The 16,943-nt window shown below is 46.4% G+C and carries 6 protein-coding genes; 4 read left to right on the top strand and 2 right to left on the bottom strand.

The window, feature by feature from the left end:
- Nucleotides 1-83: 83 nt before the first annotated feature.
- Nucleotides 84-9,416 carry a T9SS type A sorting domain-containing protein gene (locus H6570_07535; protein MCB9319115.1) on the bottom strand — a complete coding sequence of 3,111 codons (9,333 nt, stop codon included), beginning with the start codon at nt 9,414-9,416 and terminating at the stop codon, nt 84-86.
- A 695-nt stretch (nt 9,417-10,111) separates the two neighbouring features.
- On the opposite strand from H6570_07535, the gene H6570_07530 reads away from it, so the two are divergent.
- The 4 genes from H6570_07530 to H6570_07515 all read left to right on the top strand — a co-directional run bounded on the left by H6570_07530 (nt 10,112) and on the right by H6570_07515 (nt 15,655).
- A complete protein-coding gene (locus tag H6570_07530) occupies nt 10,112-11,560 on the top strand; it encodes a leucyl aminopeptidase (protein ID MCB9319114.1) in 1,449 nt (482 codons plus the stop codon).
- Nucleotides 11,561-11,691: 131 nt separating this feature from the next.
- On the top strand, nt 11,692-13,125 hold the full coding sequence (locus tag H6570_07525; GenBank protein ID MCB9319113.1) for a glycogen synthase: 1,434 nt from the start codon (nt 11,692-11,694) through the stop codon (nt 13,123-13,125).
- Nucleotides 13,126-13,158: 33 nt separating this feature from the next.
- The gene (locus H6570_07520) at nt 13,159-14,439 is read left to right on the top strand and encodes a glucose-1-phosphate adenylyltransferase (protein MCB9319112.1); all 1,281 of its coding nucleotides are present in this window, start codon (nt 13,159-13,161) and stop codon (nt 14,437-14,439) included.
- A gap of 7 nt (nt 14,440-14,446) precedes the next feature.
- Nucleotides 14,447-15,655: an ATPase gene (locus H6570_07515; GenBank protein MCB9319111.1), complete on the top strand. Its 1,209-nt coding sequence runs from the start codon at nt 14,447-14,449 to the stop codon at nt 15,653-15,655.
- Between the two features lie 75 nt (nt 15,656-15,730).
- On the opposite strand, the gene H6570_07510 is transcribed toward H6570_07515, so the two are convergent.
- Entirely contained in the window at nt 15,731-16,936 is a 1,206-nt protein-coding gene (locus H6570_07510; protein MCB9319110.1) for a hypothetical protein, read from the bottom strand.
- Nucleotides 16,937-16,943 lie beyond the last annotated feature (7 nt).

The following is a 16,943-nucleotide window of genomic DNA, read 5'->3' as shown; positions in this document are numbered from 1 at the left end:
AATCAATAACGTGTGACAACCATAAAAAAAGGCCCTGCCACTTCTTTAAGGGCAGAGCCTCTGTCTTTATTCCGAGATTAATCTTACTTCAGGATTTCCACCGGAATGAATTTAACTTCAGTTCCATGCCTGATGCGCAGGTAGTACATGCCCGCCTGGATGTCGTGAACATCGATGCGGTCCCGGAATAACTGGTCGGATGAGCGGTCCACCGTTTTATTGATCCTTTTCATGACATTGCCTGTCAGATTGATCAGCTCGATCTGTATGTCATCATCACCATTCTCAATAAGATTGGCGCTAATCTGTACGTAATTTGTTGCAGGGTTCGGATGAATGCTGATCTGATCCGTTGCATCCTCCGTTCCGGCGCAAGCAACCCACTTGATCTCAAGATCGATTTCAATTACCTCGGAGAAACAACCGTAAGCATTGCTGATTTGCAGGCTGGTATATCTCCCCGGAGCCAGTCCATCGATAATGATTCGCCCTCCCTGATAGGGGCCAAATATCTTCTCAACTCCATCTACTATCAGTCGAACCATGTAGGGTCCGTCATCAAATGCCGACAGCTCAATGATGATTTCTCCCGTATTGTCCCCGCAGGTCGCATCAGATCCTACATAGACGGTATCGACAACCGGAATATTGATGACTTTCTTCACAACAATATTTGACTCTCCTACCCATTCTTCGCAGGCAGCCCGCTTGGAACAACGTGTATAGTAAGTTGTCTCGGTAATCAATCCTGGATCATATTCAGGTCCATGGGCATCCCAGATCATTGTCCATAAGCTGAATGGTAAATCAGGGTTTGTGGTTTTCATCCACATATATTGAATTTCTCCCCGGCCACCTGTAGCGTCAGCGATGCTGATTATGGGCAACGGATCATAAGGACCACAAGCGATTTCATCGCCAATCAGGATACCTCCATCCGTTACATTGCAGCATTCCAGGAAGACCTCAATCATCATCTTGTCATAACATCCGAAGACCGTGTCCCGCGCGGTGACCCAATAAATACCAGGTTCATACACCAGAGGATTTTGCTCCAGGCTACGGAACCCATTAGGGCCAACCCAGCTATAGATTACCTGCTCATCAGAAGAATAAGCATAGATCAGCGTGCCTGAACCATCGCAGGGTACGGTACCACCAATGACTTCAATATCCACAGTACTGGATTCCGTGACCACAATACAGGCGATGGCTTCACAACCATAGGCATCTGAAGCAGTAACATAGTATTTACCGGATTCAAATACCCATGGCCGCTCTTCGTCGGACAAAAAGCCATTGGTACTTTCCCAATGATATCTCAATCCAGTTTCATTGACTTTAGGAATCAATTGAATACTATCCATCCCACACGATATCACGTATTCTTCCGCCTCAACATTCAGCACGCAGGTATCATAGGCACATAAGCCAATGTCGATGGTTGTATCCACCATACCAGGCCTTACATAAAAACACTCGGTCCGGGAAGAGAACAAGATGATATCGGTATCCAGGGAATCCGGAATGGAATCAATATGGGGCGCAAAAGTGAACCTGGAAGGCAGGCTGTCAACGGCCACAAAATAGTATCTGTCCGGCACCAGGTTTTCAAAGTAATACATGCCACTAGAGTCAGAATAGGTCTCAGCCACCAGGACAGAATCACATGTATAGAGTTTAACCAGGATGCTGTCAACACCGATTTCAAAAGTATCCTGTAAACCGTCGCAATTGCCGTCAAGCCATACTTTATCGCCTATTTTCCCACAGGGCTCTTTGGTTACGGTCACAAACGTGACGACTTTGCATCCATTGGCGCCTGTCACTGTCAGGGTATATTCGCCCGGCGCAGAAACTTCCGGTTCAGGTTCACTCGAAGCAAAGTCTTCCGGACCGGTCCAGGCATAGATTACATTTGGCGTGGATGAATGACCATACAATTGGATATACCCTTGTTCACAGGTAATCATCCCGCCTTCAGCCTGTACTTCCGGCTCAAATGTGTCTTCGATAACCTCAACCGATGCGGTGTCAAGGCAGCCGTTTACACTGAACGCCACCAGGGTATAAACACCCGGAACATCCACCAACGGTGTTTGACGATCAGACGTATAGCCATTGGGCCCGATCCATTTATAGCTCGAAATTTCGTCCGTCCCAGTGACGGTTATCGTTACCGCAGGATGTGGGCAGGTAATGGTATCTGCAGAAAGCTCCAGTTCAAAGTTACCACTGGTACCTACCGTGATATCATCCTTCGTAGTACATCCTCCTGCCCCGGTCACCGACACATGATAAGTTCCGGGTAACTCGATGATCGGATCTTCACCCGTAGAGACAAAGCCTCCCGGACCAATCCACAGGATATCTACATTGGGTTCGCTCACCGACATATCAATTTGTACCTGGCTGCTTCCACACCCAAAATCAGGTGCTTTCAACTCGATATCCGGGCCTGCCTGGTCGAGCTTTATTTCGATGGCTCCCTGTCCGATACAGCCTTGAGTTGTGGTGACCAATACGTTGTATTTACCCGGTTTTGTTACTATTGGATTCTGTTCAGATGAAGTAAATCCATCCGGACCGAACCACATATATTCAACGTCCGGAATTGATGAGGTTGCTTTTATTTGCACCTCATTTACCAGACAACTCAGGTTTTCTCCGGTCACCTTAACTTCGGGAACGTCCACATTGGAGGTTACTTCTGCTGATCCGGATCCGCTGCATCCGTTGGCATCGGTTACCGTGACCGAATAGGTTCCCGGAATATTCACTTCAGGTTTCGCCTCATCTGAGGTAAATCCTCCAGGCCCTGTCCATGAAAAGATTTCTACATCCGTACTTGTGATTACCGTTAAGAACACCGATGCATTTTCACAATTGAGCTCACCTCCCTCTGCTTCAACCGTCAATACGCCGGAGCCGGGTTCAATAATGATGGATTCAGCTGCCGAACATCCATTGGCATCGGTCACTGTCACCGTATATTCGCCAGCTGTAATGCCTTTGATGGTCTTTGAAGTTTCACCATTACTCCAGGCATACTGGTAAGGGAATCTGCCACCCGTGGCAGTCACTGTCGCCTGACCATCTCCTCCCTGGCAAGTGGTGCCTGAGCCAACCAAATCAAGGTTAATTGCGTCCGGAATGTTCACTTTAGCCTCTCCAGAAGCAGAACATCCATTTACGTCCGTTACCGTAACCCCATAGGTACCGTATCCCAGACCATTGATTTCACTCGTGGTCACTCCATTGCTCCATAGGTATGCATACGGTGCGACGCCGCCCTGAACATCGACTGAAATGGATCCATCGGAACTTCCATTACAGCTTGCATCACTGGCTTCAATTGTTATCAGCAGACCATTGCCCTTTTCAATCGTAGCTGAAGCCACCTGGGAACACTTGTTTTTATCACTAACTGTCACGGAATAGGTCCCTGGCTGTAAGCCGGTAAGGCTTTGAGTTGTTGCACCATTGCTCCAGATATATTTATAGGGAGCAGTCCCTCCTGAGACACTGGCACTTATTGTTCCATCGAATCCATCGCAAGTAATATCCGATTTCGTTAGGATGATGTCTAAAGGTTCAGGCTCTTCTATGGTTGTAGTAGCTTCTGCAGGACACCCGTTGGCATCCGTTACGGTCACTGTATAGCTGCCGGCAGCAAGGCCGGTCAGGTTCTTTGTCGTGGCACCATTGCTCCAATGATAGGTGATGGGAGAAACTGCACCCTGAATTATCAATTCAATAGTGCCATCCGTTGAGCCATTACAGTTTGCAGCAGATGGAATTGCTGAAATTGATATCGTAGAATGGCTTTTGATCGTAGCCGAAGCTTCCGCTGTACAGCCATAGGCATCGGTCACAGTGACCGAGTAGTTACCAGCTGCCACATTGGACAGATCTTCGGTTGTTGCACCGTTACTCCATTTAAAGGTCAGTGCCGATGTGCTTCCGGTGACCGTTAAGTCAACCGAGCCATCATCCACACCTGCACAAGTAGCGTCCTTCGCTTTGGCTGTTGCTGCGATATCACTCTTGCCATTGATGAATACATTTCCTGTAACCAGGCATCCTTTACTGTCAGTCACTGTGACGCTATAATTGCCCGTAGGTAAAGATGTGATGCTCTGTGTCGTCTGGCCATCAGACCACGCGAATGTATAAGGAGCAATACCTCCACCCGGGATTGCTGTAGCCTGTCCATTGGATGCATCACAATTGGCATCCACATGATCCAGGTTCACATACAGCGAGTCCGGCCGGGTCAGATTCTTCTCCGCCTGCGCGGTACAACCATTGGCATCGGTGACGGTAACGGAGTACAATCCTCCTTTCAGGCCGGAAATATTTTGAGTTGTGGCTCCATTGCTCCAGAGAAAATGAAATGGAGTCGTGCCACCTAAAACGGTGGCCTGTATACTCCCGTCATGATCGTCGAAACAAGATAGATCGGACCCTGTCAGGGATACTTCCAGTGGTTTGGGCTCATCGATCCGGGTGCTTGCTTCTGAAGAACATCCGTTCAAATCGGTAACCGTGACTGTATAGTTACCCGCGACCAGCCCAGAAATATTTTTGGTAGTTGCTCCCGTGTTCCACAAATAAGTGTAGGGGGAGACACCACCCTGGACAATCAGCATGATCGATCCATTGGCAGATCCATTGCAATCAATACCGGTTGGTATCGCTGATACCTGGATACTGGTCTTGTTTTTTATACTGCCACCAGCCTCGGCTGTACATCCAAATGCATCGGTCACAGTTACTGTATAGGTACCCGCAGGAACACCTGTCAAGTCCTCTGTCGTTGATCCGTTACTCCATTTGTAAGTTACTGCTGACGAATTACCGGTTACCGTAAGGACTATGCTGCCATCGTCCGAGCCGGGGCAGGATGCATCGGTAGCAGTAGCTGACGCTGCCAGGTTGCTGTATCCATTGATAAAGACATCCGCATCAGCTGTACAGCCATGGGCATCGGTTACTGTTACGGAGTAATTCCCAGATCCCAGTGAACCAATATCCGCAGTAGTTGCACCGTTACTCCAAAGATAGGTATAAGGCGAGGTGCCCCCCTGAGGCTGCGCTGTGGCTTCACCATTGGCTGCATCACAGTTGGCATTCACATGGTCTACTGTTATCGTCAAGGTTTCAGGAGCGGCAATGTTTAATGCTTTGGTAGCATTGCATCCATTTTTATCCGTAACCGTAACAGAATACGAACCGGCGGAAAGGTTATTCAAGTCCTCCGTTGTGGCTCCATTACTCCATTGGTAAGAATAAGGCGTTGTTCCCCCGGATACAGTAAGGTCTATGGAACCGTTTTCATCATTATGACAAAGCGGATCTTCTGTACCGGCATATAACTGGAGTGGGTTTGGTTCACTCACTTTCGCTTCATCGTTAGCTGTACATCCATTCACATCCGTAACTGTCACGGAATATGTTCCGGCACCCAACCCTTCCAGATCTTCGGTGGTTGCACCATTACTCCATGCAAATTTATATGGACTCTTTCCGCCTTGTACCTGCAGATCAATCGATCCATCCTGGTTATCAGCACAGCTAGCAGGTGATGGTGTCAATGTCAGTACCATCGGTTCTGAAGAGTTGATCATTGCATTATCACTCGCCGAACAATCCGAAGCATCGGTTACGGTAACCGAATAGCTGCCGGCACTGACACCGGTCAGATCTTCCGTTGTTGCACCATTACTCCAATGATATCGGTACGGCGCCGTTCCACCGGAAACAGTCAGATTTATAGTGCCATCTCCGTTTCCGGTACAGGCTTCGGAGACCGTTTGAATACTTAGATACAGAGCTGCCGGCTCGTTGATGCTGGCTTCTTTTTCAAGTTCGCAACCGGCTCCATCCGTAATTGTCACATAATAGTCCCCGGACTGCAGTCCGGTAATATCCTCCGTGGTTGCCCCGTTTGACCAAAGGAATGTAAATGGACCAGTCCCCGCCGTCACCGACAGGTCAATGGATCCGTCATTTGCTCCATGGCAGGAAATATCTACCTTTTGGATGGAAGCTTCCATCGATTGGCTTACAGTTACGGTGGCTTCGTCGGTTGTGGAACATCCGTTGGCATCGGTTACCGTGACGCGATAAGTCGTTGTAGTGTTAGGCGATACACTGATAGAAGCTGCATGAGAGCCGGTACTCCAGCTATAGGAGTAGGGTGCAGTTCCGGCATTGGGTGCAGCAGTCAGTGTAACCGAATTGCCGGCACAGGTTAACAAACATTCTTGCTCCCGTGGAAGTGTGGAGCCACTCAGATTAATGTTAAAATCTCCGTGTAAGGCATTGTTATTTAGTGCCGGGCCAGAGCTGGGTTGAGATATAATGCTCAGGTTGAGCCATCCTGAAGCGCCAAATACTGTTCCTGTATTCAGGTTTGCACCTGTGCCCACCTGAAATGCCGGACCATTGCGGTCAAACTGCAACAACGCACCGGCCAGGTCACCGCCTCCGATGGCATATCCATACGTTTCTGTATAGTAATACCAATCCTGGTTGCTGATGTCACCAACACATTGGGTATTTTCTTTTGGGCTGTCAGCAGGTGGACTGAAGGTCCTCCCTTTAAACACTGCCTTAATCGTAAATGAAATCTTGGCATTCCCAATGTTCACAACATTCATTTCCAGATATGCCGTTCCATTATCGTATTCCTTCAGTGATCCGCTTTGGACAGACCAGTATGGATTATTTGTGTAGGCTTCGGCCAGGTTGTCGTTCCAGAATCCATAGGAAACATGCGAGCCACAACTCTGGTGGCTGTTTGAAACGGTCCTGCTGGTTAACGGATCTGATGAGCAGGCTATGTTGACCAGCGGGCCTCCGCTAGAGTTTACAGACGCTGACTTCACTAAGGTACATCCACCATTGTCTGTAATCGTGACAGAATAGTTCCCTCCGCTCAGATTACTGATATTTTTAGTTGTCGCTCCGTTACTCCAATGATACGAATAAGGGGTGGTCCCTCCGGATACAGTTAAAGCAATGGCACCGCTGGCACCACCCTGGCATCCGGTATTGGTCACGGTTAAGGTAGCGTCGATCTTGTCTGGTTGATCAATCCAACGTTTGATGGCTTTGGTACAACCATTGGCATCGGTAATGGTCACTGAATAGTCGCCAGTGGACAGACCACTGAGATTCTTGGTAGTGGCTCCATTACTCCATAAGTATTTATAAGGTGTTGTTCCACCTATCACCGACAACGTTATGGTACCATCACTTCCTCCTCCACAAGTCACATCGGTGTATTCGGTCCAGGCATCAATTTTAGACGGTTGATTAATGGTTGCCTTTTTTGCGGCGGAGCATCCTGCTGCATCCGTTACAGTCACTGAATAATCACCAGGACTGAGCCCATCAATATCTTCCGTTTTTGTCCCATTTGACCAGGAATAGGTTAATGGTGCAACGCCTCCGGTAACACTCAGATCAAGACCTCCATCGTTGTCGCCGGCGCAATTCACATTGTATGCCACAATATTCAAAGACAGATTGCTGACATTCACGGTGATGGACTTCGTTGATGTACAACCTTTGTTATCCGTCGATGTCACCGAATACACACCATTGCTGGCCGTGGTAATTGAATTTGAAATTAAGATGTTACCGTCTTTATCGCCATTCCCACTAAAACCATTGGGTCCGCTCCAGACGTATGAGGACATTCCATTGGGATTTACTGACAACCACAATGAAGAACCGGAGCAGACATTTACCACACAGTCATCATCGGTGATCCAGCCGCTACCAGTGTTGTATTCACATATCAGGTCTGTAGCATCACAAGGATTGCCTGTCAAACACAGTGCATCAAGTTTAAGATAGTCTCCGCTGGCTCTTCCAATGATCTTGACGTAACGGGAACCCTGAGGTGCTGTCATCGTCAGATTATAAGCTTTGAGGTCTTGATTCGGGTCAACGTCGTGGTCGACCTGGACACTTTGAGAACCCAATAAAGTGCCTGCTTGAGTGTAAAATTCTATCGATAGAGTATGATTAAAACTTGGTTCATGAGTTCCGGCAAAAAAGTCAAGGCTGTAAACTGTCCCGGTTGTAACGTTTACATTTTGTGAAATGGTGGCCGTTTGGCCTTGTGTGGAAGGCTTAATGAAAACAACATAATTTCCATTAACCGCATAATGGGTTGTGAAGTTATAGTCTCCTACCACTGTCCATCCCTGGATGGTGTTTTCAAAACTCGGATTCACCACCAAGGATTCCGGGCAGGTGTAATTGGAACAACCTCCCGGATGAACGGTATAATTTTGTGCAGAACACCCGGCAACTGTGTAGCTATCAAACTTATTCGTACTTAAATAGAAATCAAATACGTCTCCATCACTGGCATCCCCATTCCAGAAGCCCCCCCCTGTGATGGTTGCAACCGTGGTAGTTCCTTTTTTCACAGTCACGGAAGAACAATCGCTATTGGTAAATTTCACCGTTGGCTTGCAGGTATTTTCACAATTATCGTACTGAAGAATAAATACGTTATCCAGGTGAAATTCCCAGGCATTGCCGACTTGGTACGATTCAACACGATAAACAAAATCCGTCTGTCCCGGGCTTAGAATATCATCCAGATAATAGCGGTCAATATCCAGATTGTAATTTGAACTTCCATTAAAAGAATTACTTCCGGATAACAGGTTATCACCCATGTATTGACCGTCGATATAGGTTTTTTCGCCTTTATAATTATCCCCCTCCCAAATAATGGAGCTTAGTTCGATATTCGCCTGGCAATTTGGGATGGTGAACCCGTCAAGATCCCATTGTTGGTAGAAGTTTTTAATGGGATTGGGCCAATAACCATAAAAGCCATCGTACATTTTTATGGTCCGGTTAGGCAAATCGGATTTGGTATAAATAACAACCAGCGACCATCCTCCATATACACTGCCATAGGGACAGGAGACTACCTTGTCAAAGGATAAATTATCGATGGTGATGTTACCGGAACCTGTAATTTTTGAGGTTACATCTGCATAAGCTGCATAGAAGTCCTGGTAGTATCCACCATTGTTAATGGTTTCCGTCCACGCATCATCCGCTGCTACATTCTGGCTATTTAGTGTTACCGACTGGTCGATATAAACAGCGTTGCTTGCGTAATAGGAACTTCCTGACCAATAAAGGTAGGCTTTGTGGACAGTGGCTCCGGATGGAATGTTCAGATATCGGCTGGTCCCATTGACCTCACCACATTCATTGGCCGCTTCCCCGGTGTTTTCGGTGTTTCCAATAATCGTGTAACCGTAATTTCCGGTGAAGGTTATTTTTTCACCGATACCATTTCCGGCATAACCGGAGGGCAGATAGAACAGGTAGAACAAGAATAGGAGTACAATAGGCAAAAATAGTCTTGCCATTGTACAATGCTTGTACATTTGGATCATCTCTTTGGACGTTTTATTTGGGCTAAAACAAAAACAGGATCACTCCAAAAGGGAGGGATCAAAAAATCTTACTCTTAACAGAAAAAACAAAAATATTTGGGAATCGATAGTAAGGGGGGATCACTATTCACTCTCAGCAAGATTCAGGTATAACCATCGTTTCACCTTGTCTTGACTTATATATTTTGCAATAAATCGTAAGCGTTAATTACGACTATTCAAAACAGTCAATTCGTGAAGATTGGATTGGCAAGATTAGATGCAGGGAGGTAAAAGCTTTACAAAGCTGCAAAAAATTCTACATTTCAAGAAATCAAAATAAAGTATTTCAAAAATTATTTTCCAGTCACTCAACGCCGGAAGGGGAAATCCCTTCTTAATAACAATGCCCGAGCATGGAGGTAATTTAGACTCGGGTTTGTCATGAAACATGTCGCGGGGAAGTGAAGACATGTCAATCCAGCATTTTACTACCCCAAATATTTTGCCAAATAGATAATCCGGGAATTATTTTTGACCCCAAGTCAATTAAATGATAACAATTAGAAATCTTTATCAGTTATACCATAAATGTTATCAAGTCATTAGGTACATCATACAGCGATCTGTTATTTTTTTGCAATTTTGAGTCCCCAAACATTGAGTCCATCTTATTACTAGTATATTCCATGCAAATCAGTTATAAAACCGAACCACTATCCCTTAAAGGCCCTCTTTGGCTTTTTAGTCTGAAAGATTCCATCGATCGAAATCTCCTGGAATTCGCCGGAAATTTCCCTGACCCATTACCCATCAACCTTATCCTGCAGGCATACCAGGATGAATCCCCTACCCTGTATCTGGAAGAAGGCAAGATCAGGTTACATCTTTTCAGGACCAAGGCATACACGTTCTCGGCGATCAAGAACCTGGCAGCTGAAGCTATTTTCAACTGTCGCAAACTAGATACGAACCCGATCATTCTGATCGACCTGGCACTCTTTTCGGCCCAGGCCCTGGAAGCCATTTCAGAAGGCCTCTGGTGGGGCGGACAAAATTTGGGACTTCATAAAACTTCGGATGAAGTACCGGCAAGGGCATGGAACATTTCCTTAGCAGGCAACGAATCACGGGAGTCAATGGAAGTTGCCATATCCAAAGGAAGTTATAAGGGTGCCCTGCTGGAAAAAATAGGTGGCCTGGTCAATGAACCTGGCAATGTATGCACCCCACAATACATGGCAGACTTTGCTTTACGGGAAGCGGAAAACCGACCGATCAACATTCGCATTCATTCTGCTGAAGACATTCAGCGGGAAGGATTGTGGGGGCTCTGGAATGTTGGAAAGGGAAGTAGTTATCCCCCGGTTATGATAGAAATGGATTATCATCCGGAGAACTGCATTGCCACCGTCGGGTTGGTTGGTAAAGGGGTAACTTTTGATACGGGTGGTGTATCGCTTAAGGATGGGAAAAACATGCATTACATGAAGTCCGATATGGGCGGAGCTGCAGCAGTTCTCGGGACCATCCTGGCGGCGGCGGACCTGCACCTGCCAATCCGGCTCATCGGTATCATTCCCAGTGCGGAAAACCATATCGACCGTCTGGCGTACCGGCCAGGAGACGTCATTTCATCCTATTCCGGCAAGACCATTGAAATCATCAATACCGACGCCGAAGGCAGGCTGCTCCTTGCAGACGGGTTGAGCTATATTCTTAAAAATTATACCCTGGATCACTTGATCGATTTGGCCACACTGACTGGCAGTGCAGTACAAACCTTCGGTTATCTGGGAGGTGCTCTTTTCTCCAACAATGCTTCACTTTCCGATGAGCTCATGAAAGCTTCCATAGAATCGGGAGAAAAAATTTGGCCGTTACCTTTGTGGGAAGAATATGAAAAGGAACTTGAATCCACCATTGCCGATATTCGTCATTTTCACAATAGTCCGCTTGCTGGAGCAGCAGTTGCAGCCAAGTTCCTGGAATCTTTTATCGGAGGATTTGCTTCGTGGGCACATCTGGATATCGCGGCTGTTGCCTTAAAGGAGACGGTATTCAGCAAAGAAAAAGTGGGCACAGGCTTTGGCGTTGATTTACTGATCAGCTGGCTCGAAAACTTCCAAGGCAACTAATCCGTCTCATTCGGGCACTTTTCCATTATCCGATCCTGGACTTCAAAATTTAAGTCATTAAGAATTCATACCCAGAACATCGCACTTTCTTTTAAGATTGTTTATTTTGAAGGCAAAGCAACCGGGATCGTATGCATGTATTACACGTTAGTGCCGAATGTTATCCAGCGGCAAAAACCGGGGGGTTGGGCGACGTCGTTGGCGCACTTCCAAAATATCTGAACCAGGCAGGAATGCAAGCCAGTGTTATCATTCCAAAGTATGCCTTACCCTGGTTTGCCCGCCATCAATTTCAGGAGATATTCTTCGGTCAAGTCCGGATGTACAATTGGAGCGTATCTTACCAGATCCAGCAACTGACCGATGATGATCTTGGCTTCACGTTGTACGTGGTTAACATTCCAGGTAAATTTGACCGGGCCGGAATATACTCCGATCAATACGGCTATTTTGGTGATTCGTTTGAACGGTGGATTTGCTTTCAACAAGCCGTCCTCCAGTGGATCATTGTCACCCAGCAACCCATTACCCACATCCATTGCCATGATCATCATGCCGGACTTATCCCTTTCATGATGCGTTATTGCCCCATTTATGCAGACCTTGCCGAAATGCCCAGCTTCCTGACCATTCATAATGGCGGATACCAGGGACGTTACGGCTGGAGTAACAACCATCTTTTACCATTTTATGAACGACCTGCAGCGGGCATGCTGGATTGGGATAACAGCATAAATATGCTCGGAAGTGCTATTAAATGCTGCTGGGCTTATAACACGGTCTCCCCGACTTACCTTGAAGAGATGAAAGAATCTTCCTTAGGACTGGAAGGGCTTCTGCAGCAAGAATGGATGAAAGGATCCGGCATTGTCAACGGTATCGATAATGAGGTGTGGGATCCAAAAACGGATCCGATGATCCAGGTTCACCTGGAAGATGATTTCCTGGCTTACAAACGGGGGAATAAAGCCATTCTCTGCGAACGATTCGGATTGGATCCGGGATTGCCCATTCTTACCTTTATCGGTCGTATGGTGCATCAGAAAGGTGTTGACATCCTGGCTGATGCCATCTGGAGTATTATTCAACAAACCACCCAGATCCAGTTCATCATATTAGGTTCGGGCGAGGCTCAATACGAAGACCCCTACAAATCTCTGGCCTATCACCACGGGGACCAGGTCAAGACCATCATCCAATACAACGAAGCTTTATCCCATCAGCTTTATGCTGGTTCCGACTTCCTGCTGATGCCTTCCCGGGAAGAACCTTGCGGACTGAATCAGCTGTATGCCATGCGTTACGGCACTTTACCTATTGTCCGGCGCACCGGCGGCTTGCAGGATACAGTGATCGATATCGATGACTGGCAGGGCACCGGGATTTGTTTCAGCCAGCTTAATGTAAACGATCTTGTTGCAGCTTTTCACCGGTCGATCAGATTGTATCAGCACAAATCCAGAATGTACGCGATCATGCAGGAGGCGATGACGAAAGATCACTCCTGGGAGCGGGTTGCACAGGATTATATCGGCTGGTATAAATATTATATGGGAATCGAATAATTCATAATATATTACGATAAAATTTTATATATCATGAGAATTAAGATGATATGCCTGATACTAGGAGGCGGTGCCGGATCGCGCCTTTACCCACTTACCAAGGACAGATCAAAGCCTGCGGTACCCATCGCTGCTAAATACCGTCTGATCGACATACCCATATCCAACTGTCTAAACTCAGGTGTAAAAAGGATGTTTGTCCTGACACAGTTTAATTCTGCCTCCTTAAACCGGCATATCAAGAACACCTACCACTTCGACAATTTCAGCAACGGTTTTGTTGATATTCTGGCTGCAGAACAAACACCCAGCAGTGACAAATGGTACCAGGGTACAGCAGATGCCGTCAAGCAATCCATGCATCACCTGGTCAATCAGGACTTTGATTACCTGCTCATTCTTTCAGGAGACCAGTTGTACCAGATGAATTTTGAATTGATGGCCCGCTATCACATAGCACAAGGCGCTGACATAACGATTGCCACCATACCGGTGGTGGCCAATGATGCGACGGGTTTTGGCATCATGAAGGTTAATAAATTCGGGTTTGTCGATCGCTTTACGGAAAAGCCCAAGAAAGAAATACTTGATGACTGGAAATCGGAGGTTGAAGAGCGTTTCACCAATGATGGACGCCATTTCCTGGCATCAATGGGTATTTACATCTTCAACAAACGCATATTGCGCAAGTTATTTGAAGATCACCCGGAAGCGGTTGACTTCGGCAAGGAAATCATACCGAATGCCATAAAATCAGGATTTAATGTAGCGAGTTATGCTTACGACGGCTACTGGACGGATATTGGAACCATCAAATCCTTTTTCCAGGCAAATCTGGAGTTAACCGACGATATTCCAAAATTCAACTTGTTCGACAATACCTCGGTCATCTTCACCCGGCCTCGGATGCTTGCTCCATCAAAAGTATTTGGAACCAGATTTAACCGGGCTGTAGTCGCGGAAGGAAGTATCATCCATGCCAAAGAAATCGAACGATCCATCATCGGTATCCGGTCCAGAATTGGTCACGACACGCTGATCCGAAATTGCATTGTTATGGGTAATGATTATTTCGAAACCCTGGATCAAATCATGGATCGGTCGAACCCCATACCGATGGGTATCGGGCATTCCTGCCGGATTGAAAATGCTATCATTGATAAAAATTGCCGAATAGGAAACAATGTGACCATATTAGGTGATGACAGTCTTGAAGATGCAGAAACCGATTCTTATGTAATCCGGGACGGCATCATTGTCCTTAAGAAAAAAGCGTCGATACCCGCCAATACGCAAATAGGGTTGATTAAGTAATTTATTTATGCAGAAATCCGTCTTATGCGTCGCTTCCTATTTTAAAGGAACTGACTTTATCATCCAGGCAAAAGAACTTGGCAATACGGTTTATCTCCTCACTGCTGACACGCTGAAAGAAGCTGCCTGGCCTTGGGGTTCCATTGATGACGTATTTTATTTATCACTTGATGAGCACCATAACTGGAATTGGTTGGACATGGAGCGTGGCTTGGCCTTTGTGATGCGATCGCGTCCAATTGACATGATTGTTGCCCTGGATGATTTTGATGTAGAAAAAGCGGCACACCTCCGTGAAGTCTTTCGCATTCCAGGCATGGGCGATACGACGGCTCGCTATTTCAGGGACAAGCTTTCCATGCGGACACGGGCTCTGGAAACCGGAATTCCGGCACCACCTTTTACGTCTTTATTCAGTGACCAGCATATCAATACATTTCTCGAGCAGACGCAGCCTCCCTGGATGATTAAACCCAGAGGAGAAGCTTCTGCTACAGGAATACGGAAAGTCCATCACAAAGAATCATTCTGGGATACAGTCCATCAATTGGGCGATGACCGCCATCGATTCCTTGCCGAAAGCTTCATTCCCGGTTCCATTTACCACGTTGATGCCATTACGTTTGAAGGAAAAAATGTTTTTACCTGCGTTTCCCAGTACCTGGATACTCCATTCGAGGTAGCTCACGGCGGTGGAATATTCCGGTCTATGCTGTTATCCCAGGACCATCCCGACCATCAGGAACTGGTTAAGCTCAATCAGGACCTGATGAAGGCATTTAATATGCGCCAGTCGGCGAGCCACAGCGAATGGGTGCGGTCTCACGAAACCGGGCAATTCTACCTGATCGAAACTTCATCCCGGGTAGGTGGCGCTCACCTGGCCGATATGATCTATCAGGCAACCAATGTGAACCTTTGGAAAGAATGGGCGAAATTGGAAACAGCAGTTGCTAAAAAAGAATCGTACGTACTTCCTGAACTCAAACACATACCGACCGGAATTATCATTTCACTGGCAAAAATGGAGCATCCACAACCACAGTTTTATCAGGACCCGGATGTGGTGTGGACGATCAGCAAAGCACACCATGTAGGATGCATCGTTCAGGGTACTGATGATCAGAGCGTCAAAAACCGATTGGATGATTTAGCATTTCAAATACGGGAACATTTTCATGCGGCTGTTCCGCCAGCAAATAACCCTTTGCATTAATCCCTTTCTGCTGATTAGGAACAAATCCCGCGTCCAAGCATCGAAGACTTGTTGTAGTGGATTCTGTTTATTAACTCAGGCTTTGTGGGGATGTTGGTAAAATCCGATTGAGCCCCCCACCCAATCCTTGTCTTTGTTGTATTTCACCCCAATCATTTTACCCTTGCTCATGCGAATCAGATTGTGAATAAGAATAGGACGGTCTTTGTGGAAAGGCCACAGATACATTAATCTTATTTCAACCTTAGCCGGCTCACTTGGCGTACGGATTATGGGCGCGTAATTAACCTTTTCCTGTAAGATGTATTCATCTGGGTTCTCAAGTGCTCTTATCTCCTCTTTCGTCACATCAAATTTTATCCCTTCTCCCGAAAACGAATACAATGGCTTGAGGACATAATCATGTAAGTTGTCCGGGAGATCATCAAGAATCTCATGGACAAAACTGGACTTTGGTACGAATTCACTGTTAATATAAGGTAGTAAATACTTGCTGATCTTAAAATACCAGTTGGGATGTCCGGCCCAATGCACATCCACATCTTCCCGCAATGTAAACTCCAGCGGCAAATCTGGCCTGCGCAATAATTCGTCAAAAATGACCCGGTTATACAATTTATGGATCGCAATCTTTTGTCCGGCCTCATTCAGATAATACAATGAACGGCCTGATCGCTTAATCTCAGATATGCAGCGGACCGGAATACCCAGATAATACCTGGTAGCGACAAAGTCGATATAAGTATTTTGTTTAGGAGGCTCTATATCGATCAGGACTACATTTTCAGGATTTTCTCCCGCCAGTATGTGTCTTCTTAAAAGATCAACATAGCTCTCGTTATTTAGCTCTGCAAAAAAATGATCCAACCCGGTTAGAAAAGGATAACTTCTCTGATAGGCTTCTGCCAGCGCCAATTGATAGAAATACAAACTTGGAAATCCCTGAACTTCAATGAGCCGGGGACTTAGTTTCCCGTTAATATCGCAGACACCCAAATCGACTTGGAGGAAAAGCGTATTCGGCGTTTCATTGGGTACGTCAACTTTTCGATCCAGCAGGCGTTTGCTCATGGATTTGAATGTATCCGATACCAGAAAATCAACCACCTCCTCTCCTGCTTTGACTGCCGAACCTAGCAGGTCAAGGTCAAAAATAACCGGAGACTCCGCTACTCTAAATTGGGGGCGGTGGTTGAATCGGCCACCTAAGTCCTCAAGAAACGACTCATATAATTGTGGTGTAAAAAGTGCATTGATCTGGTCGCGGTATACGTCTAACATAGAGACA

The sequence above is a fragment of the Lewinellaceae bacterium genome (genome assembly GCA_020636135.1).
Classification (GTDB): Bacteria; Bacteroidota; Bacteroidia; order Chitinophagales; family Saprospiraceae; genus JAGQXC01.
The sequence above is the reverse complement of the archived record's forward strand: the minus strand, read 5'-3'. Positions and strand labels throughout refer to the sequence as shown.

Bases quoted from the DNA above. Each gene is read 5' to 3' on its own strand.
- H6570_07535 (MCB9319115.1), bottom strand. From the start codon at position 9,416: ATGGCAAGACTATTTTTGCCTATTGTACTCCTATTCTTGTTCTACCTG.
- H6570_07530 (MCB9319114.1), top strand. From the start codon at position 10,112: ATGCAAATCAGTTATAAAACCGAACCACTATCCCTTAAAGGCCCTCTT.
- H6570_07525 (MCB9319113.1), top strand. From the start codon at position 11,692: ATGCATGTATTACACGTTAGTGCCGAATGTTATCCAGCGGCAAAAACC.
- H6570_07520 (MCB9319112.1), top strand. From the start codon at position 13,159: ATGAGAATTAAGATGATATGCCTGATACTAGGAGGCGGTGCCGGATCG.
- H6570_07515 (MCB9319111.1), top strand. From the start codon at position 14,447: ATGCAGAAATCCGTCTTATGCGTCGCTTCCTATTTTAAAGGAACTGAC.
- H6570_07510 (MCB9319110.1), bottom strand. From the start codon at position 16,936: ATGTTAGACGTATACCGCGACCAGATCAATGCACTTTTTACACCACAA.